This is a genomic window from Levilactobacillus sp. LN180102, from assembly GCF_050106635.1.
Lineage (GTDB): Bacteria > Bacillota > Bacilli > Lactobacillales > Lactobacillaceae > Levilactobacillus > Levilactobacillus brevis.
In genome coordinates this window covers 169931-188411 of sequence record NZ_JBNIIX010000003.1, presented here as the reverse complement: position 1 = coordinate 188411, position 18481 = coordinate 169931, and the positions used below count along the sequence as shown (strand labels likewise).

The 18481-nt window shown below is 46.5% G+C and carries 26 protein-coding genes; 1 reads left to right on the top strand and 25 read right to left on the bottom strand.

Annotation, left to right across the window (positions count from 1 at the left end; translation table 11 throughout):
- Nucleotides 1-35: 35 nt before the first annotated feature.
- From rpmD to rpsL, 24 genes are all read right to left on the bottom strand, one after another.
- Nucleotides 36-218 (bottom strand): 50S ribosomal protein L30, encoded by a 183-nt coding sequence (gene rpmD, locus ACP4IT_RS03420; protein WP_011668481.1) that lies wholly within the window; start codon nucleotides 216-218, stop codon nucleotides 36-38.
- A 14-nt stretch (nucleotides 219-232) separates the two neighbouring features.
- A complete protein-coding gene (rpsE, locus tag ACP4IT_RS03415; RefSeq protein WP_011668482.1) occupies nucleotides 233-736 on the bottom strand; it encodes a 30S ribosomal protein S5 in 504 nt (167 codons plus the stop codon).
- 22 nt (nucleotides 737-758) lie between these two features.
- On the bottom strand, nucleotides 759-1124 hold the full coding sequence (rplR, locus tag ACP4IT_RS03410; RefSeq protein WP_015474029.1) for a 50S ribosomal protein L18: 366 nt from the start codon (nucleotides 1122-1124) through the stop codon (nucleotides 759-761).
- A gap of 34 nt (nucleotides 1125-1158) precedes the next feature.
- A complete protein-coding gene (gene rplF, locus ACP4IT_RS03405; protein ID WP_087128898.1) occupies nucleotides 1159-1695 on the bottom strand; it encodes a 50S ribosomal protein L6 in 537 nt (178 codons plus the stop codon).
- A 29-nt stretch (nucleotides 1696-1724) separates the two neighbouring features.
- Entirely contained in the window at nucleotides 1725-2123 is a 399-nt protein-coding gene (gene rpsH, locus ACP4IT_RS03400) for a 30S ribosomal protein S8 (protein ID WP_011668485.1), read from the bottom strand.
- Between the two features lie 33 nt (nucleotides 2124-2156).
- Nucleotides 2157-2342 carry a type Z 30S ribosomal protein S14 gene (locus tag ACP4IT_RS03395; protein WP_011668486.1) on the bottom strand — a complete coding sequence of 62 codons (186 nt, stop codon included), beginning with the start codon at nucleotides 2340-2342 and terminating at the stop codon, nucleotides 2157-2159.
- A gap of 18 nt (nucleotides 2343-2360) precedes the next feature.
- The gene (rplE, locus tag ACP4IT_RS03390; RefSeq protein WP_011668487.1) at nucleotides 2361-2903 is read right to left on the bottom strand and encodes a 50S ribosomal protein L5; all 543 of its coding nucleotides are present in this window, start codon (nucleotides 2901-2903) and stop codon (nucleotides 2361-2363) included.
- 25 nt (nucleotides 2904-2928) lie between these two features.
- The gene (gene rplX / locus ACP4IT_RS03385; RefSeq protein WP_011668488.1) at nucleotides 2929-3240 is read right to left on the bottom strand and encodes a 50S ribosomal protein L24; all 312 of its coding nucleotides are present in this window, start codon (nucleotides 3238-3240) and stop codon (nucleotides 2929-2931) included.
- A 34-nt stretch (nucleotides 3241-3274) separates the two neighbouring features.
- Nucleotides 3275-3643, bottom strand: coding sequence for a 50S ribosomal protein L14 (gene rplN / locus ACP4IT_RS03380; RefSeq protein ID WP_011668489.1), 369 nt, complete (start codon nucleotides 3641-3643; stop codon nucleotides 3275-3277).
- Nucleotides 3644-3693: 50 nt separating this feature from the next.
- The gene (rpsQ, locus tag ACP4IT_RS03375; RefSeq protein WP_011668490.1) at nucleotides 3694-3960 is read right to left on the bottom strand and encodes a 30S ribosomal protein S17; all 267 of its coding nucleotides are present in this window, start codon (nucleotides 3958-3960) and stop codon (nucleotides 3694-3696) included.
- Between the two features lie 28 nt (nucleotides 3961-3988).
- Nucleotides 3989-4183 carry a 50S ribosomal protein L29 gene (gene rpmC, locus ACP4IT_RS03370; RefSeq protein ID WP_011668491.1) on the bottom strand — a complete coding sequence of 65 codons (195 nt, stop codon included), beginning with the start codon at nucleotides 4181-4183 and terminating at the stop codon, nucleotides 3989-3991.
- A complete protein-coding gene (gene rplP, locus ACP4IT_RS03365) occupies nucleotides 4173-4607 on the bottom strand; it encodes a 50S ribosomal protein L16 (protein WP_011668492.1) in 435 nt (144 codons plus the stop codon). The genes rpmC and rplP overlap by 11 nt, the downstream gene beginning before the upstream one ends.
- Nucleotide 4608: 1 nt before the next feature.
- Nucleotides 4609-5268 carry a 30S ribosomal protein S3 gene (gene rpsC / locus ACP4IT_RS03360; RefSeq protein WP_011668493.1) on the bottom strand — a complete coding sequence of 220 codons (660 nt, stop codon included), beginning with the start codon at nucleotides 5266-5268 and terminating at the stop codon, nucleotides 4609-4611.
- Between the two features lie 3 nt (nucleotides 5269-5271).
- Entirely contained in the window at nucleotides 5272-5628 is a 357-nt protein-coding gene (rplV, locus tag ACP4IT_RS03355; RefSeq protein WP_011668494.1) for a 50S ribosomal protein L22, read from the bottom strand.
- Between the two features lie 16 nt (nucleotides 5629-5644).
- Entirely contained in the window at nucleotides 5645-5920 is a 276-nt protein-coding gene (gene rpsS, locus ACP4IT_RS03350; protein WP_011668495.1) for a 30S ribosomal protein S19, read from the bottom strand.
- Nucleotides 5921-5998: 78 nt separating this feature from the next.
- On the bottom strand, nucleotides 5999-6847 hold the full coding sequence (gene rplB / locus ACP4IT_RS03345) for a 50S ribosomal protein L2 (protein ID WP_011668496.1): 849 nt from the start codon (nucleotides 6845-6847) through the stop codon (nucleotides 5999-6001).
- 26 nt (nucleotides 6848-6873) lie between these two features.
- A complete protein-coding gene (gene rplW, locus ACP4IT_RS03340) occupies nucleotides 6874-7161 on the bottom strand; it encodes a 50S ribosomal protein L23 (protein WP_011668497.1) in 288 nt (95 codons plus the stop codon).
- Nucleotides 7161-7784, bottom strand: a complete 624-nt coding sequence (rplD, locus tag ACP4IT_RS03335; RefSeq protein WP_011668498.1) for a 50S ribosomal protein L4 — start codon at nucleotides 7782-7784, stop codon at nucleotides 7161-7163. Before rplD ends, rplW begins: the two co-directional genes overlap by 1 nt.
- A 21-nt stretch (nucleotides 7785-7805) precedes the next feature.
- Nucleotides 7806-8456: a 50S ribosomal protein L3 gene (gene rplC, locus ACP4IT_RS03330; RefSeq protein WP_011668499.1), complete on the bottom strand. Its 651-nt coding sequence runs from the start codon at nucleotides 8454-8456 to the stop codon at nucleotides 7806-7808.
- 42 nt (nucleotides 8457-8498) lie between these two features.
- On the bottom strand, nucleotides 8499-8807 hold the full coding sequence (gene rpsJ, locus ACP4IT_RS03325) for a 30S ribosomal protein S10 (protein ID WP_011668500.1): 309 nt from the start codon (nucleotides 8805-8807) through the stop codon (nucleotides 8499-8501).
- Between the two features lie 282 nt (nucleotides 8808-9089).
- Nucleotides 9090-10421 carry an MATE family efflux transporter gene (locus ACP4IT_RS03320; protein WP_226769662.1) on the bottom strand — a complete coding sequence of 444 codons (1332 nt, stop codon included), beginning with the start codon at nucleotides 10419-10421 and terminating at the stop codon, nucleotides 9090-9092.
- 158 nt (nucleotides 10422-10579) lie between these two features.
- Entirely contained in the window at nucleotides 10580-12679 is a 2100-nt protein-coding gene (gene fusA, locus ACP4IT_RS03315; RefSeq protein ID WP_043022653.1) for an elongation factor G, read from the bottom strand.
- A 184-nt stretch (nucleotides 12680-12863) separates the two neighbouring features.
- Complete coding sequence (gene rpsG, locus ACP4IT_RS03310; RefSeq protein WP_021742677.1) at nucleotides 12864-13334, bottom strand: 30S ribosomal protein S7; 471 nt, start codon at nucleotides 13332-13334, stop codon at nucleotides 12864-12866.
- Between the two features lie 75 nt (nucleotides 13335-13409).
- Nucleotides 13410-13823, bottom strand: a complete 414-nt coding sequence (rpsL, locus tag ACP4IT_RS03305) for a 30S ribosomal protein S12 (protein WP_011668504.1) — start codon at nucleotides 13821-13823, stop codon at nucleotides 13410-13412.
- Nucleotides 13824-14102: 279 nt separating this feature from the next.
- Between rpsL and ACP4IT_RS03300 the strand changes: the two genes are divergently transcribed.
- Nucleotides 14103-14750, top strand: a complete 648-nt coding sequence (locus tag ACP4IT_RS03300; protein ID WP_011668505.1) for a prepilin peptidase — start codon at nucleotides 14103-14105, stop codon at nucleotides 14748-14750.
- Nucleotides 14751-14814: 64 nt separating this feature from the next.
- Here the strand turns inward: ACP4IT_RS03300 and rpoC are convergent, their stop codons facing one another.
- A complete protein-coding gene (rpoC, locus tag ACP4IT_RS03295; protein WP_011668506.1) occupies nucleotides 14815-18462 on the bottom strand; it encodes a DNA-directed RNA polymerase subunit beta' in 3648 nt (1215 codons plus the stop codon).
- Nucleotides 18463-18481: the final 19 nt, after the last annotated feature.

Here is an 18481-nt window from a genome sequence, read left to right as displayed (position 1 = left end):
GCTATTGCGCACCTCCTTATTTAATGATATGAGACTTACTTAACTTCTTCAACCTTAATCAAATGTGCGATTTGGAAAAGCGCACCGCGGGTTGCTTCGTTATCTGGTTGTAAAACAGAGCTGTTAACTCGCTTCAAACCTAAAGCTTCCACGATCTTCCGCTGTTTAGGGAGGCGGTGAGCCGCACTATGAATTAAAGTAACTTTTAATTGAGCCATTTTAATACCCCTCCTTATTCAGCTAAGTGTTGAAGAGAGACACCACGGAGAGCGGCAACTTCTTCAGCACGCTTCAACTGAGTCAAGCCATCAAAAGTGGCCCGAACTGCGTTGACTGGCGTGTTAGAACCCAAACGCTTTGAAGTAACGTCGGCAACACCGGCTAATTCCATGACGGAACGAACGGCACCACCAGCGGTTACCCCAGAACCTTCAGCAGCTGGCTTGAGCATGATCTTGCCCCCACCAAACGTACCGAGTACTTCATGAGGAATGGTCGTTCCCACGATTGGTACTTCGATCAGGTTCTTACGAGCGGCTTCAACGGCCTTACGAATAGCTTCTGGAACTTCTTGTGCTTTACCAGTACCAAAGCCAACGTGACCGTTCTTATCGCCGACGATAACAAGTGCAGCGAACCGAAGACGACGGCCACCTTTAACAACCTTAGTAATCCGGTTGATAGCAACAACATTGTCTTCAAGTTCTAACTTGTCAGGATCAATAAATTTTGCCATGTGTGGTTATTCCTCCTTACTGTTAAAATTTAAGCCCGGCTTCGCGAGCAGCTTCTGCAAGTGCTTGAACACGGCCGTGGTATAAGTAACCGCCACGATCGAACACTACATTGGTAATTTTCTTTTCAATAGCGCGCTTAGCAATCAACTCACCAACACCTTTGGCTTGGTCAGTCTTGTTATCGCCAGCTACTTCGCTATCTAACGTCGAGGCACTAACAAGCGTGACACCCGCTACGTCATCAATGACTTGAGCGTAGATGTTTTTGTTAGAGCGGAAAACGTTTAAGCGTGGGCGTTCAGCAGTCCCAGAAATTTTGTTGCGAACACGAATATGACGCTTTTGACGTGTCTTGTTCTTATCTGGTTTCGTAATCAAAATAGTCACCTCTTTGTAAAATTATCAGCATTAAGCTGCGATGTTACTTACCAGTTTTACCTTCACGAATCCGAACATATTCGTTTTCGTAACGGATACCCTTACCCTTGTAAGGTTCTGGTGAACGAACGGCACGAACTTCAGCAGCAAAGTCACCGACTTCTTGCTTGCTAATACCGGAAATGTTGATAGTCGTGTTATCAGGAACCTTAACCTCTAAGGTTTCTGGAATCACCATTTCAACAGGGTTGGAGTAACCAACACTCAAGATCAAGGTCTTACCCTTGGCTTGAACACGGTAACCAACACCGACCAACTTCAAGGTCTTCGCAAAGCCACTGACAACACCTTCAACCATGTTGTTCAAGTTAGCCCGTTGCGTCCCATGAAGGGCCCGCGTCTTGTTGTTGTTATCTGGGCGATCAAAATCAACGGCACCGTCACTAATCTTCATTGAGATGACGGATGAGAACGTCCGGGTTAATTCACCCTTAGGACCCTTAACCGTAACTTGATCACCATCACGTTTAACTTCAACGCCGGCTGGGACGTTGACAGTTTTATAACCAATACGACTCACTTAAGGCACCTCCTATCTTCTTAAAAGTTTTACCAAACGTAGGCGAGAACTTCGCCACCGATTTTCTTGGCGCGCGCTTCTTTATCAGTAACTACCCCTTCAGAGGTGGAGATAATAGCGATACCCAAACCGTTTAATACCTTTGGTACAGCATCGGCCTTAACGTATGAACGTAAGCCGGGCTTTGAAATACGCTTCAAACCACTGATAACACGTTGGTTATCCTTACCGTACTTGAGGAATACGCGGATGATACCTTGCTTGTCATCATCGATGTATTCAACGTTGCGGATGAAACCTTCGCGCTTCAGGATTTCAGCGATGTCGCGTTTAATTTTAGATGCAGGTACTTCGAGTGATTCGTGACGCACCATGTTGGCGTTACGGATCCGCGTCAAGAAGTCTGCAATAGGATCAGTCATGGACATTAACGTTTACCCTCCCTTTGTTTAAAATTCGTTTTACCAGCTAGCCTTCTTCATACCAGGAATTTGACCCTTGTGGGCAAGTTCGCGTAGGCAGATACGGCAAAGGTGGAACTTTTGATAAACAGAGTGTGGACGTCCACAACGTTCGCAACGAGTATATGCTTGTGTAGAAAACTTCGCAGGACGCTTGTTCTTAGCAATTTGTGATTTCTTAGCCAATTGTGTGAACCTCCTTTATTAGTGTGCGAACGGCATACCGAATTGAGTCAACAATTCACGTGACTCTTCATCAGTGTTAGCCGTTGTAACGATAACAATGTCCAAACCACGAACACGGTTAACGTTATCAAAGTTAATTTCTGGGAAAATCAATTGTTCACGAACACCCAGAGTGTAGTTACCGCGACCATCAAAGGCCCGAGAACTAACACCATGGAAGTCACGAACACGTGGTAATGATACGTTGATTAATTTGTCCAGGAATTCGTACATCCGGTCACCACGGAGGGTAACCTTAGCACCGATTGACATGCCTTCACGAAGACGGAAGGTTGCGATTGACTTCTTGGCCTTAGTAACCAATGGCTTTTGACCAGAAATCAACCCAAGTTCTTCAACGGCTTCGTCAAGGTTCTTAGCGTTGGAAACAGCATCACCAACACCCATGTTCAAGACGATCTTTTCGATCTTCGGCGTTTGCATAACAGAACTGTAGCTGAACTTTTCCACCAAAGCTGGTGTAATTTCACTAACGTACTTTTCTTTTAAACGAGCTGACATGAAATGATGTTCCTCCTTTCAACGATTATTTGTCGATGGTTTCGCCGGACTTCTTAGCGAAACGCACTTTGTGACCATCTTCTACTCGAACGCCAAGCCGGGTTGGTTCGTTGTTCGAAGGATCGATGAGCATAACGTTGGATGCATGAATTGGTGCTTCAATATCGATAATGCCGCCTTGAGGATTCGTTTGCGAAGCCTTTTGGTGCTTCTTAATCATATTGACACCTTGGACGATCACACGGTTCTTGGCATTCAAGACTTTGGAAACAGTTCCTTCTTTTCCTTTGTCTTTGCCGGCGATCACGCGGACCTTGTCACCAGTTTTAATAAGCATTCCTTTGGGCACCTCCTTGTTAAACGTTTCTTGATTACAGTACTTCGGGTGCTAATGAGATGATCTTCATGTAGTCGTTGTCACGTAGTTCACGAGCAACTGGGCCAAAGATCCGAGTCCCCTGTGGGCTCTTGTCGTCTTTAATCAGCACTGCAGCATTCTCATCAAAGCTGATGTATGAACCATCGTTACGACGTACACGAGACTTCGTCCGTACGACAACGGCCTTTACAACATCACCCTTTTTGACAACGCCACCTGGTGTTGCTTGTTTGACAGTAGCAACGATAATATCACCAATTCCGGCGTAGCGACGCTTGGAGCCACCCAGAACCTTGATCGTCAGGATTTCCCGGGCGCCGGAGTTATCGGCAACCTTTAAGCGACTTTCTTGTTGGATCACAGCTAGTGTCCTCCCTTCAGTTCTAGTTCAGAATACGATAAAAACGACACCTAAATGATTACTGCTTTTTCAACAATGTCGACTAAGCGGAACCGCTTGGTTGCAGACAATGGCCGAGTTTCCATAATTTCAACAATGTCACCAGTGTGGGCTTCACCATTTTCATCATGTGCCTTGTACTTCTTGGAGTACTTGACACGCTTGCCATAGCGAGCATCAGTTTTTGTCGTTTCTACGACAACCGTAATCGTCTTGTCCATCTTATCTGAAACAACGCGACCGCGGTAGACCTTACGGTTATTACGTGCATCACTCATGTATTCGTGACCTCCTTTTTATCGTATTCTACTTGTTCAGTTCTTGTTGGCGAAGAGCGGTCTTCAACCGCGCAATGTTCTTACGAACCTGCTTCAACCGTGCGGTGTTTTCCAATTGACCAGTAGCTAATTGGAAACGCAGGTTAAATAATTCGTCCTTGTAGCTCTTTTCTTTATCGAGCATTTCAGCAGTGGTTAATTCGTTGATTTCTTTAGTCTTCATTAGATTCGCCACCTACTTCCTCTCGGGATAAAACCTTCGTGCGAACGGGAAGTTTCATGGCTGCAAGGCGTAAGGCTTCGCGAGCGACTTCTTCAGAAACGCCGCCAACTTCAAACATAACCTTACCACGCTTAACTGGGGCTACCCAGCCATCTGGCGTACCTTTACCATTACCCATCCGGACCCCAACACCTTTAGCAGTGTAGGATTTGTGAGGGAAAATCTTGATCCAAACTTTCCCACCACGCTTCATGTAACGAGTGATTGCAACACGAGCAGCTTCGATTTGACGGTTAGAGATCCAATGTGAATCTAAAGCCTGCAAACCGTAGTCGCCGAAAGCAACACTCTTGCCACCCTTGGCTTCGCCACGTAGCTTACCACGGTGGACACGACGGAACTTTACTCGCTTAGGTACCAGCATGCTATTTCCCTCCTTGTCCGTTAGATTGTTTCTTTTCAGGCAGAATTTCGCCACGGTAGATCCAAGTCTTAACACCCAGAGAACCGTAAGTTGTGTGAGCTTCTACCCATGCATAATCGATGTCAGCACGTAACGTATGCAATGGAACCGTACCTTCAGCATAGCTTTCGACACGGGACATATCAGCACCGTTCAACCGACCAGCGACTTGCGTCTTGATACCCTTGGCACCAGAACGCATTGTCCGTTGCATCGTCCCACGCATAGCGCGACGGAAAGCAACACGGCCTTCCAATTGACGAGCAATGTTTTCGCCGACCAATTTGGCATCTAAATCTGGCTTCTTGATTTCCACGATGTTGATGTGGACACGCTTGCCAGTTAAGTCGTTTAATTCCTTACGGAGATTTTCGACTTCGGAACCACCCTTACCAATAACCATCCCTGGCTTAGCAGTGTGGATTGAGATGTTGACGCGGTTTGCAGCCCGTTCAATCTCAACAGTAGATACAGAAGCGTCAACCAGACGCTTTTCGATGAATTTACGGATTTGAAGGTCTTCCTTCAGGTAAGCAGCGAAATCCTTTTCAGCATACCACTTAGCTTCCCAGTCGCGAATAATACCGACCCGTAATCCGGTTGGATTTACTTTTTGACCCACGCGTTATCCCTCCTCTTTTTCAGATACAACAACCGTAATGTGACTCGTACGCTTGTTGATTGGTGAAGCAGAACCTTTGGCACGAGGACGGAACCGCTTGAGGGTTGGTCCTTCGTTCACATAGGCTTCGCTAACAACTAGATCTTGACGATCTAAGTCAAAATTATTTTCTGCGTTTGCAACTGCAGAGTTCAATACCTTTGCCACAACCGGTGAAGCACCACGCGGTGTGAACTGCAAAATAGCTAGTGCTTCAGCGACGCTCTTGCCGCGGATAAGATCGATGACAAGGCGGACTTTGCGAGCAGCAATCCGAACTGTTTTAGCAGTCGCTTGTGCTGATGTAACTTGTTCAGCCATTAGTTAATCCTCCTTATCAACGAGTTTTTTTATCGTCGCCACCATGACCACGGAAAGTCCGGGTTGGTACGAATTCGCCAAGCTTGTGGCCTACCATGTCTTCTTGAACGTAAACTGGTACGTGCTTCCGTCCATCATAAACAGCAATGGTGTAACCAATAAAGCTAGGGAAAATAGTCGACCGACGGGACCAAGTCTTAATGACGGTCTTCTTTTCGGAATCCTTTTGCGCATCAATCTTCTTCAGCAAGTGCGCATCGGCGAAAGGTCCTTTTTTCAAACTACGACCCATTATGAAACCTCCTCTACTTGTGGCGCATCGCTAAACACGATGATCACCTGGTCTCTTGACTTCCGGATAACCGGAAGCTTACATCTTAGAACCTTTACGATGACGAACAATGAACTTCTCAGTCTTATTCTTCTTCGAACGGGTCTTCTTACCAACTGTCTTCTTACCCCATGGAGAAAGAGGAGATGGTAACCCAACAGGTGCTTTACCTTCACCACCACCATGTGGGTGATCGTTAGGGTTCATAACTGAACCACGAACGTGAGGACGTTGACCAGCCCAACGAGTACGGCCGGCTTTACCAACGTTAACCAATTCATGTTCTTCGTTACCAACAGCACCGATTGTCGCACGGTTAACGCTCAAAACCATCCGAACTTCACCGGAAGATAAACGAACTAACACGTACTTTTCATCGTTAGCTTTACCTAACAATTGAGCTGAAGTACCAGCAGAACGGACCAATTGGCCACCCTTACCAGGCTTCAATTCGATGTTGTGAATAACTGTCCCAAATGGGATGTTCTTCAATGGTAATGCATTACCAGTCTTGATATCAGCTTCGGGACCAGATTGAACCTTGTCGCCAACCTTTAAGCCCTTAGGAGCAATGATGTAAGACTTAACACCGTCAGCATAAACTAACAATGCGATGTTTGCTGTCCGGTTAGGATCATATTCGATTGCCTTAACCGTTGCAGGAACGTCATCCTTGATCCGCTTGAAATCGATGATCCGGTATTGACGCTTGTTACCACCGCCACGGTGACGGACAGTCATCTTACCAGCGTTGTTACGGCCAGCGGAATGGCTTTGTGAATCAAGCAATGACTTTTCAGGAGTCGTCTTAGTGATGACGTCTTTGTAAACCAAGCTCGTCATGTTACGACGACCATTGCTTGTTGGTTTGTATTTCTTAATCGCCACGTTATTTCCCTCCTATATCTGAGATTTTATTCTTCGTTGAATAACTTGATTTCTTTTGAGTCGGCAGATAAGCTGACAATGGCCTTACGACGCTTCTTAGTGTAGCCTTCGTAACGTCCTTGACGCTTCTTCTTACCTTTCAAATTCATAACATTGACCTTAACGACCTTAACATCAAAGATGTCTTCAATGGCATGCTTGACTTGTGTCTTGGTTGCTCGTACATCAACGTCAAAGGTGTAACGCTTGTCGTCCATAGTTGCCATCGTTGCTTCGGTAACAACTGGGCGTAAAATAATGTCACGTGATTCCATTATGCGAGCACCTCCTCTACTTGAGAAAGAGCTGGTTGGGTAATCACTAACTTGTCCGCATCAGCGATGTCAAGAACATTTAAGCCCTTGGCAGGGATAACCTTAACGTTTGTTAAGTTACGGGCTGCTAAAGCAGCAGTAACGTTGTCGTCTTCAAGGACAACCAACGTCTTCGTTGTGACGTTCAAACCAGCCAACACTGCAGCAAATTCTTTAGTCTTAGGTGCGTCGAATGCTAAACCGTCAACGACGACAAAGCTTTCGTCTAGAACCTTTTGAGAAAGAACTGACTTAAGTGCTAAACGGCTAACCTTCTTAGGAAGGCGGTAACTGTATGAGCGAGGGGTAGGGCCAAAGACGACACCACCACCAACCCATTGTGGTGAACGGATGGAACCTTGACGGGCACGACCAGTACCTTTTTGACGCCATGGCTTCTTACCACCACCACGAACAGCACTCCGGTTCTTAACGGCGTGTGTTCCTTGGCGTAAGGAAGCTCGTTGCATCAAAATCGTGTCGAATACGACATTTTCGTTAGGTTCAACGCCGAAGATATCAGCGTTCAATTCAACGTTGCCGTTTTGGCTACCATCTTGTTTGTATAATGCTACGCTTGTCATTTAATTATCCTCCCTTCCGTTTTATTTTTCAGATTGCTTAGGACGTGGTGGGCGAACAGCACTCTTAACAGTAACGAGTGACTTGTTAGCACCTGGCACGTTACCCTTGATCAACAGCACGTTGTTTTCAACGTCAGCCTTAACGATCACGAGGTTTTGGATAGTCACTTGCTTGTTACCCATCCGGCCTGGAAGCTTCATACCAGGGAATACCCGGTTAATGATGGCACCCAGAGAACCTGGACGACGGTGGTAACGAGAACCATGGGCCATAGGGCCACGGCTTTGACCATCTTTATGAATGTTACCTTGGTATCCATGACCTTTAGTGACACCAGTGACATCCACGATGTCGCCTGCTTGGAAGGTATCAACCTTAACTTCGTCTGCTACCTTGTAATCTCCCAGCTCAACATCTGTGAATTCACGAATGAAGCGCTTAGGAGTCGTGTTTGCTTTTGCTACATGACCTTGTTCGGGCTTGTTGCTGAGTACTTCACGCTTGTCTTGGTAACCAAGTTGAATGGCATTGTAACCGTCGTTTTCCATTGTCTTAACTTGCAACACAACGTTTGGCGTTGCTTCGACAACAGTCACGGGGATCAATTCGCCAGCATCAGTGAAGACTTGCGTCATCCCGACCTTTTTCCCTAAGATTCCTTTTGTGGTCATGAGTACACCTCCGATTTTAATGTATTATTTTGTTGCTAGAAATTATAACTTGATTTCGATGTCAACACCACTAGGCAAGTCAAGCTTCATTAATGAGTCGACTGTCTTTGGCGTTGGGTTAACGATATCAATTAAACGCTTGTGCGTCCGCATTTCGAATTGTTCACGTGAGTCCTTGAACTTATGTGGTGAACGCAGAACCGTGTAGATCGTCCGTTCAGTTGGTAATGGGATTGGGCCTGAGATGCCGGCACCAGTTCTCTTTGCCGTTTCAACGATCTTGTCCGCTGATTGATCGAGGATACGATGTTCGTATGCCTTCAACCGGATCCGAATTTTTTGTTTTGCCATTGTGTTCCCTCCTTCGTCTATTTTAAAAATAAGACTAACTCCGTGGAAATTTACCGCCATACCCTCGTGGCAAAGCAGCCGGGTGTGTCGCAACCTTCCACATCATCGCTTAAACTTTCGGCGCGACCCCCCTGGGCACAAAAAAACACAGGGAAATACAGCACTTGACTATCATACTAAATAAAGTGGCGCCTGACAAGGGATTTCACGGAATTCCTTGAATTTTTTTGGAAGTAGTGGACGAGATTTGACCTAAATCAATTTTAGTTCTGGCAAATAAGGTTAATTAGCGGATGATTTCCTATTTAATAGTAGCTTTGTCAGTAACCACACTAGACCACAGGTTAGAACATCCGCCACTGGTTGGGCCCAGATCACGCCATGATAGCCAAATAAATGGGCTCCTAGGACCACCATTACGTAAAAAACAACACCTTGCCGGGCGATAGACATGATAAAGGCCCCACTAGCCTTCCCCGTACTCTGAAAGACCGTTGTGTATACGAGGACGGCTCCAACAAAAGGCGTTGTTACTAGAAAAGCACGTAACATGTAAGTCCCAGTCTGAATGACTGCTGGATTATGGAGGAATAATGCCATTAGTTGCGGCGCAAAGATTATCAGAATGACGGCAAATACTAAGGCATAGACGACCTCGACCAGCAAGTCAAAGTGCAGAATTTGTTTAAACCGCGCCCTATTCTTCGCACCAAATGTGTATCCAATCAAGGGTTGTGTTCCGAATGCAAAGCCCACCATCACTAACATAATAATCATGTAGACCTTCAAAACAATCCCCATAGCAGCGACCCGGGTTGGACCGTAATCTACAAGGTAGCGATTTAAAACAGCTGTGCCAAAAGCTTGCATGAGGTTGGTAATGGCGCCTGGAATCCCGATGAATAGAACCTGACGAAGTAAGTGCCCATCAATGCGGCTTAACCGCACATCTACTGAAACAACCTGACAATAGCGCCAAGTTAAGTAGACCAAGACACCAGCGGAAATCGTATAACCGATTACTGTGGCTAAGGCTGCCCCGGCTGCTCCCATGCCAAGTGAGAAGATGAGAATTGGGTCTAGGATAATCGTTATTACAGTTCCTACCATCGTTCCGATCATCGATTGTGTGGCAAATCCTTCCGTGCGAATCAAATTACCCGGAACAATCGACACAATAATCGGCATAGCTCCCAACGCCATAATCCGATAAAACTGTGCGGCATATACGTAAGTCACCGCTGTTGCACCTAATAAATGAAGAATTGGTCGTTCAAACGCCAATAATAAGATAGTTGTCACTAGACCAAAGACCACCGCTCCATAAAGGCAAAAACTACTAACTCGTCTTCCAGTCTGAAAGGCCTTTTCACCTAGCAACCGGGATATCAACGAGCTGCCGCCCAAGCCAAAGATATCGCCAATAGCGATCAATAATGAGAACAACGGCGTACATAGCGCAACCCCTGCCACTAGATTCGTATTCTGGGTTTGCGAAACAAAAAACGTATCAGCAAGATTATAGATCATGCTGGCAACCATGCTCAGCACGACCGGCAATGCCAACTTAAAGTAGGCTCTTGGAATCGGCGCACGTTCAAATAAGTCTTCCATAGCTCACTCTCCAATCTAAATCGTGCACACCACATTTATTATACGACATTACACCACGCTCTGTTAACTCGTCATTTTTATATTACTTTTTCCTTTTTGATGCCGACAAAAAAGCGTCCTACCAAATTGGTAGGACGCTTTTACGAATGCACAAGACTCTAGTCTTCGACTGGAGTACCGCCATTCTTCTTGATAATATCAGCTTGAACACTCTTAGGCGTTGGTTCGTAGTGATCAAACGTCATGGTAAATGTCCCACGACCTTGTGATGCAGAACGTAACGTCGTTGCGTAACCAAACATTTCTGAAAGTGGTACGTAAGAGTGGATCATTTGTGCGTTACCACGTGCTTCCATACCATCGACCTTACCACGACGTGCGGTAACTTGGCCCATGATATCGCCCATGTATTCTTCAGGAACCAAGATATCAACTTTCATGATTGGTTCCAAGATAACAGGACCGGCAGACTTAACAGCATTCCGTAAAGCCAATGAAGCGGCAACCTTGAAGGCTGCTTCACTAGAATCGACATCATGGTAACTACCATCATACAGCTTAGCCTTAACGTCAACTAATGGGTAGCCAGCTAAGACACCATTTGCCATGGCTTCTTGCAAACCTTGGTCAACTGAAGGGATAAATTCACGAGGAACAACCCCACCAACGATGGCGTCTTCGAATTCGTAACCCTTACCACGTTCGTTAGGGGTGAATTCAATCCAAACATCACCATATTGACCTTTACCACCAGACTGGCGAACAAACTTACCTTGAACGCTCGTTGACTTCGTGAAGGCTTCACGGTAAGCAACTTGTGGGGCACCAATGTTGGCTTCAACCTTGAATTCACGCTTCATCCGGTCAATGATGATGTCCAAATGCAACTCACCCATCCCGGCAATCAGCGTTTCACCAGTTTCAGGGTTAGTTTCAGCCTTGAAAGTAGGATCTTCTTCAGAGAGTTTTTGTAAAGCCGTGTTCATCTTATCTTGGTCAGCCTTCGTCTTTGGTTCTACAGCAACTTGGATAACTGGATCTGGGAAGTCCATAGATTCCAAATGCAATGGGTGATCTGGGTCGGTTAATGAATCACCAGTTGTGGTGTTCTTCAAACCAATGGCCCCAGCGATATCACCGGAGAAGACTTCTGGAATTTCTTGACGGTGATTAGAATGCATTTGCAGCAAACGACCAACCCGTTCACGCTTGTCCTTCGTCGAGTTCAAGACGTAAGAACCAGCTTCCAGCGTACCGGAGTAAACCCGGATGTAAGTCAAACGACCAACGAATGGGTCAGTTGCCACCTTAAATGCCAAGGCAGCAAATGGCGCATCATCATCAGCACGTAATTGGATAGCTTCATCAGTATCAGGATCAGTAGCGTTGTATGGCTTAACATCCAATGGGGATGGTAAGTAGTCCACAACGGCATCCATCAACATCTGAACACCTTTATCCTTGAAGGCAGAACCAGCGAAGACTGGGAACAAGTCCAGCTTCAAAGTTGCCCGCCGGATAGCAGCCTTTAATTCGTCCTTGGTGATTTCTTCACCTTCAAGGTACTTTTCCATGATTTCATCGTCAACGTCAGCAACGCTTTCGATCATGGCTTCATGACGCTTTTCGGCTTCTTCCTTCATATCAGCAGGAATTTCAACCGTATCCCATGAAGAACCTAAGTCATCTTTATCATAAACGTAGGCTTTCATTTCAACTAAGTCGACAACCCCTTCGAATTCGTCTTCAGCACCAATGGCCATTTGTAAAGCCAAGGCGTTAGCTTGTAGACGTTCGTGGATAGAGTTAACTGAGAAGTCGAAGTCGGCACCCAGCTTATCCATCTTGTTAACGAACACGATACGAGGAACATCAAAATCAGAAGCTTGACGCCAAACCGTTTCAGTTTGAGGTTCAACCCCTGCTTGACCATCCAAGACGGCTACGGCACCATCAAGCACCCGTAAGGAACGTTCAACTTCAACAGTGAAGTCCACGTGTCCTGGGGTATCGATGATGTTGATCCGGTGACCCTTCCATTCAGCCGTAGTGGCAGCGGAAGTGATCGTGATCCCCCGTTCTTGTTCTTGTTCCATCCAGTCCATTTGTGAAGCCCCATCATGGGTTTCACCAATCTTGTGGATTTTACCAGTATAATACAGGATACGCTCAGTTGTCGTCGTCTTCCCGGCATCGATGTGGGCCATGATACCGATGTTACGCGTCTTCTCAAGCGGAAATTCACGAGTATTAGCCATGATTAATGTGTAACTCCTCTCAATTTGATCGTAGATTGTGGCAAAAGGTGGCTACTATCATCACACTGATTTAGTAGCCACCTCTCGATTAAAGGATTATCTCCCTTAAGCTAGAGACGAGCTGTTTGCACAGATCGCTCTAACATTTTATCACACTGCTAGTAGCGCAGGGCGATGGTTGCTCCTACCAGCGGTAGTGTGCGAAGGCACGGTTAGCATCAGCCATCCGGTGCGTATCTTCACGCTTCTTAACAGCAGCACCCGTGTTGTTAGCGGCATCCATGATTTCACGTGCAAGACGTTCAACCATCGTGTGTTCACCACGTAAACGGGAGTATTGGACTAACCAACGAAGACCTAAAGTCGTCCGACGATCTGGACGAACTTCGATTGGGACTTGGTAGTTTGATCCACCAACCCGGCGAGCCTTGACTTCCAAGACTGGCATGATGTTCTTCATTGCTTCTTCGAAAGTTTCAACTGGATCGTTACCAGTTTCATTCTTAATGATGTCGAAGGCACCATAAATGATTTTAGTTGAAGTTCCACGTTTCCCATCCATCATCGTGTGGTTGATCAGACGAGTGACCAACTTTGAATTGTAAATTGGATCAGGAAGGACTTCACGCTTTTGTACGTTTCCTTTTCTAGGCATTGTTCATATCCTCCTTGAAATGCTGTTACCAGCTAGCTGACGGCAACCGTGCAACTAGCTGAAAATAATCTTGGTCTAGCCCTTAGGCTTCTTAGTCCCATACTTGGAACGACCTTGACGACGGTCAGTAACCCCGGCAGTATCGAGCGCACCACGGATGATGTGGTAACGAACCCCAGGTAAATCCTTAACCCGGCCGCCCCGGATAAGCACAACACTATGTTCTTGTAAGTTGTGACCAATACCAGGAATGTAAGCAGTCACTTCAATTAAGTTTGACAACCGCACACGTGCATATTTCCGTAAAGCTGAGTTAGGCTTCTTTGGTGTCATGGTACCGACACGAGTAGCAACCCCACGCTTTTGAGGAGCTGGATTCTTAACTTGAGCTTTTTTGAAACTGTTATACCCGTAGTTTAAAGCTGGGGCATCTGATTTAGAACTTTTAGATTTACGACCTTTACGCACCAATTGGTTGATAGTAGGCATCTAAATAGTCCTCCTTTCCTTATACTTTCTAGAGTTTTAAGTCCACACATCCAGGTGGTTCATTTTCAAATAAAAGAAAAAGCCACCTAGACGGGCAGGTTAATTGAAGTGTCCCTCCCGCCGTCAGTCAGCATGTCCGGTAGTGTGTACCCGAGACCTGTCTGCGAAAAGCACCTTGAATAGAATACCATGCCAGAAATGCTGTGTCAATCATCCCACCGTCAATTTCTCGCAAACTTTCCGACGCTTTTCACGGAATTACCCCTGAGGTGATCACCCATGCAAATTATCTTGTTCTGCTATGGCAGTTGTCTAGGCTCTTTTGGTACCGCTTGGGCCTACCGGCGAATGCGGCAAGAGTCCCTTTTATATCCCAACTCCCACTGCGAAACGTGTCAAACACCACTGAAGCCTTGGCAATTGATCCCAATTTGGAGTTATTTAATATTACGCGGGCGCTGCACCACTTGTCAAACACCAATCATTCCGGTAACGTTCGTGGCTGAGGTATTAGGCGGCACCCTCCTCACCACACTGAATACGGCCACGTGGCTACCGATCAGTTGGTTAGCCTGCTGGGGATTAGCCGCCCTTCACGACTGGCACACGCAAACATTTCCGGCTTGGTTAAGTTGGATCGGCCTGAGTCTCGCACTCTGGGGACACTCCCCAGTCGTTTGGTTGATTGTGGTCTTCATTAATGGCTTGATGAATTGGTTATGGTCTCGTTGGTCTGTACCAACGATTGGTAATGGCGATCTCGAGTTTTTTCTTAGTTATGGTCTCATGTGGGGACTAACTGCCATGGCCCACTGGTTATTATTAGCCGCTAGTTTAGCTTTAATTATCAACCGGCGAACAACTCAACTGGCATTCATTCCCTACTTGTTAATCAGTGCATTGTTCTGGTGGCTGATGGCGTCATAACAATGCTATGTAAAAAAGGACCCTCGCCACTGACGAGAGTCCTTTTTCTTAGGCTTAGTTGTCACTAAGCTTGTGAGTCTTCTTGCATTTGCTTTTCTAAGTCGCTGATGGAATAAACACCTTCGGTTGACGTGCCGCCAACTTCTTTGGGCTTGATCTGACGGTAATCTGGCATCCCAGTCCCGGCAGGAATAATCTTCCCAATGATGACATTTTCCTTCAAACCAACTAATGGATCGTTCTTGCCCCGAATAGCAGCATCGGTCAAGACCCGAGTCGTTTCTTGGAAAGAAGCAGCTGATAAGAAACTGTTAGTTTCCAAAGCCGCCTTTGTAATCCCCAAGATAACTGGACGGGCGGTAGCCGCAATGCCACCATCGATCAACGTCTGATAGTTAGCCCGACGGAAGTCTTGGATATCCATCAAAGTCCCAGGTAAGACATCGGTATCGCCCGGATCCATGATCCGAACTTTACGTAACATCTGACGAACCATGATTTCCACGTGCTTATCACTGATGGCCACACCTTGCATCCGGTAAACCCGTTGCACTTCACCCAAGATGTACGTCTCAGTTGACAAGACATCACGAACCCGCAACAATTCCTTAGGATCAACAGACCCATAGTTCAAAGCGCCACCACGGTGAATGAAGTCTCCTTCACTGACCCGCATCCGTGCCGTAATTGGCAACGTGTAGCTCCGCGTATCAGCTTCACCCTTAATGGTGATTTCCTTAGTCCGTTCAGCTGGGTTTTCTTCGATTGATTCAACCGTCCCAGTAACTTCAGTAATCTCAGCTTTACCTTTAGGGTTCCGAGATTCAAATAATTCTTGAACCCGGGGAAGCCCTTGGGTAATATCTTCGTTCCCGGCAACACCACCGGTATGGAAGTTCCGCATGGTCAATTGAGTCCCTGGTTCACCGATAGATTGGGCAGCAACCGTTCCGACTGCTTCACCAACTTCGACTTCATCACCAGTCGCCATGTTCCGACCGTAACAGTGTTCACAAACACCATGTTCCGTGTTACAAGTGAAGGCTGAACGAATCGTCACTTCTTCAACACCAGCATCAACAATCTGTTGTGCCGTATCTTCAACGATCATTTGGTTCTTCGGTACGATGACATCGCCAGTTTGTGGATCGTAAACCGTCTTTTGAGTATAACGCCCTAGAATCCGGTCATACAATGGTTCGATCATTTCGTTACCATCAGTGATGGCCCGAATCTTCAAACCACGATCAGTTCCACAATCCTTTTCCCGAATAATAACATCTTGCGCCACATCAACCAACCGCCGCGTCAGGTAACCTGAGTTGGCAGTCTTCAAGGCTGTATCGGTCATCCCTTTACGAGCCCCATGGGTTGAAATGAACATTTCCATCACAGTCAGCCCTTCACGGAAGTTAGACGTGATTGGCAATTCCATGATATCCCCACTAGGAGCAGCCATCAGGCCACGCATCCCAGCCAATTGGGTAAAGTTAGAAATGTTCCCCCGGGCACCAGAATCACTCATCATAAAGATTGGGTTCTGTTGGTCGAAACTGTGAATCAAGGCGTTTTGAATTTCGTCCTTAGCATCGTTCCAGATACCAATAACCCGTTCGTAACGTTCATGATCCGTAATCAACCCACGCCGGAATTGCTTTGTCACTGTGCTGACTTGTTTATGAGCAGCCGCAATGATTTCTGGCTTTTCTTTCAAGTCGGTCACATCGACCATCCCAACCGTTAACCCAGACTTCGTTGACTCGTTGTAACCCAAGTCCTTAATCCGGTCCAACAGTTCGGACGTTGCCGTCACCTTGTATTGTTGGTAAACGGCCGCAATGATGTCACTCAAGAAGCCCTTCTTAAATGGTGGAATGATTTCTGCATTTTGCAGATAATCATGAATATCCTCGCCCGGTTCCAAGAAGTACTTGTCAGGGACGTAACCATTCAAGTTCGTGCTCGTTGGTTCGTTCAAGTATGGGAAAGACTTTGGCAGGATGTTGTTGAAGATTAACTTCCCAACGGTCGTCACCATAATCTTACTACGTTGTTCATCGGTAAATGGCTTATCTGGCATCGAGGTCACTTGGACACCGACCCGAGTATGCCAATGCACAATCCCGTTACGGTAAGCTAACGTTGCTTCGTCAAGATCCGTAAAGATCATGCCTTCACCTTCACGGTTAGCTTCTTCCATTGTCAGGTAGTAGTTCCCAATAACCATATCTTGAGAAGGCGCAACAACTGGCTTACCACTAGCAGGGGCCAAGATATGGTGCGCAGCAAGCATCAGCAAACGAGCTTCTGCTTGTGCTTCATCAGATAATGGCACATGGATAGCCATTTGGTCCCCATCGAAATCGGCATTGTAAGCTTCACAAGCCAATGGATGCAACCGCATTGCTTTACCACTAACCAAGACCGGTTCAAACGCTTGAATCCCTAAACGGTGAAGCGTAGGGGCCCGGTTCAACAGAACTGGGTGTTCCTTGATGACATCTTCCAATACGTTAAAGACATCATCATCTTCACGGTCAATTTGTCGCTTAGCATTCTTAATGTTAGAAGCCAAGCCACGAGCAACCAATTCCTTCATAATGAATGGCCGGAATAATTCCAAAGCCATCGGAACTGGCAGACCCATTTGGTTAAACTTCAGGGAAGGACCAACGTCAATAACGGAACGACCAGAGTAGTCAACCCGCTTCCCTAACAAGTTTTGCCGGAAACGACCTTGCTTCCCTTTCAACATGTGTGAAAGAGACTTCAGTGGCCGGTTACCTGGGCCAGCAACTGGTCGGCCACGACGACCGTTATCGATCAACGCATCAACGGCTTCTTGTAACATCCGCTTTTCGTTTTGAACGATAATACCAGGTGCATTCAAATCCAACAACCGCTTCAACCGACTGTTCCGGTTGATAACCCGCCGGTACAAGTCGTTCAGGTCAGACGTTGCGAACCGTCCACCTTCAAGTTGTACCATTGGCCGTAAGTCAGGTGGAATAACCGGAATGGCATCCATAACCATCCATTCAGGACGGTTACCCGACATCACAAAGGCTTCCAAAATGTCCAAACGACGAACGGCTCGCGTCCGTTTTTGACCAGTGGCTTCCTTCAATTCTTCTTTTAACTCTGTGACTTCTTTATCTAGGTCTACGCTCATCAATAACTTCTTGATGGCTTCCGCACCCATTTCAGCCTTAAAGGCATCACTGCCGTATTCCAGCAGCTTGTCACGGTAATCACGTTCGGAAAGCAATTGCTTCTTTTCGAGTGGCGTGTTACCTGGATCTAAGACTACGTAAGATGCAAAGTAAATAATTTCTTCCAGTGCTCGAGGGCTCATGTCGAGAACCAAGCCCATTCGACTTGGAATTCCCTTAAAGTACCAGATGTGGGTCACTGGGGCTGCGAGTTCGATATGACCCATTCGTTCACGGCGAACTTTAGAACGGGTAACTTCGACCCCACAACGGTCACAAACGACACCCTTGTAACGGATTCGCTTGTACTTTCCACAGGCACATTCCCAGTCCTTGGTAGGACCAAAGATACGTTCGTCGAACAGCCCATCTTTTTCAGGCTTTAATGTCCGGTAGTTGATGGTTTCAGGCTTTTTAACTTCCCCGTAAGACCAGCTACGGATCTTATCAGGTGAAGCCAGCCCGATCTGCATGCTTTCGAACTTATTGACATCGACCAAAGAAGCGACCTCCCTTATA

Excerpts from the sequence above, each read along its gene's own strand:
- rplD (WP_011668498.1), bottom strand. The coding sequence starts at position 7,784 with ATGACAAGCGTAGCATTATACAAACAAGATGGTAGCCAAAACGGCAAC.
- rplP (WP_011668492.1), bottom strand. The coding sequence starts at position 4,607 with ATGCTGGTACCTAAGCGAGTAAAGTTCCGTCGTGTCCACCGTGGTAAG.
- rplC (WP_011668499.1), bottom strand. The coding sequence starts at position 8,456 with ATGACCACAAAAGGAATCTTAGGGAAAAAGGTCGGGATGACGCAAGTC.
- ACP4IT_RS03320 (WP_226769662.1), bottom strand. The coding sequence starts at position 10,421 with ATGGAAGACTTATTTGAACGTGCGCCGATTCCAAGAGCCTACTTTAAG.
- ACP4IT_RS03300 (WP_011668505.1), top strand. The coding sequence starts at position 14,103 with ATGCAAATTATCTTGTTCTGCTATGGCAGTTGTCTAGGCTCTTTTGGT.
- rpmD (WP_011668481.1), bottom strand. The coding sequence starts at position 218 with ATGGCTCAATTAAAAGTTACTTTAATTCATAGTGCGGCTCACCGCCTC.
- rpsH (WP_011668485.1), bottom strand. The coding sequence starts at position 2,123 with ATGTCCATGACTGATCCTATTGCAGACTTCTTGACGCGGATCCGTAAC.
- rpsQ (WP_011668490.1), bottom strand. The coding sequence starts at position 3,960 with ATGAGTGATGCACGTAATAACCGTAAGGTCTACCGCGGTCGCGTTGTT.
- rplX (WP_011668488.1), bottom strand. The coding sequence starts at position 3,240 with ATGCTTATTAAAACTGGTGACAAGGTCCGCGTGATCGCCGGCAAAGAC.
- fusA (WP_043022653.1), bottom strand. The coding sequence starts at position 12,679 with ATGGCTAATACTCGTGAATTTCCGCTTGAGAAGACGCGTAACATCGGT.
- rpsG (WP_021742677.1), bottom strand. The coding sequence starts at position 13,334 with ATGCCTAGAAAAGGAAACGTACAAAAGCGTGAAGTCCTTCCTGATCCA.
- rpsL (WP_011668504.1), bottom strand. The coding sequence starts at position 13,823 with ATGCCTACTATCAACCAATTGGTGCGTAAAGGTCGTAAATCTAAAAGT.
- rplV (WP_011668494.1), bottom strand. The coding sequence starts at position 5,628 with ATGGCTGAACAAGTTACATCAGCACAAGCGACTGCTAAAACAGTTCGG.
- rpmC (WP_011668491.1), bottom strand. The coding sequence starts at position 4,183 with ATGAAGACTAAAGAAATCAACGAATTAACCACTGCTGAAATGCTCGAT.
- rplW (WP_011668497.1), bottom strand. The coding sequence starts at position 7,161 with ATGGAATCACGTGACATTATTTTACGCCCAGTTGTTACCGAAGCAACG.
- rpsS (WP_011668495.1), bottom strand. The coding sequence starts at position 5,920 with ATGGGTCGTAGTTTGAAAAAAGGACCTTTCGCCGATGCGCACTTGCTG.
- rplE (WP_011668487.1), bottom strand. The coding sequence starts at position 2,903 with ATGTCAGCTCGTTTAAAAGAAAAGTACGTTAGTGAAATTACACCAGCT.
- rpsE (WP_011668482.1), bottom strand. The coding sequence starts at position 736 with ATGGCAAAATTTATTGATCCTGACAAGTTAGAACTTGAAGACAATGTT.
- rpsJ (WP_011668500.1), bottom strand. The coding sequence starts at position 8,807 with ATGGCAAAACAAAAAATTCGGATCCGGTTGAAGGCATACGAACATCGT.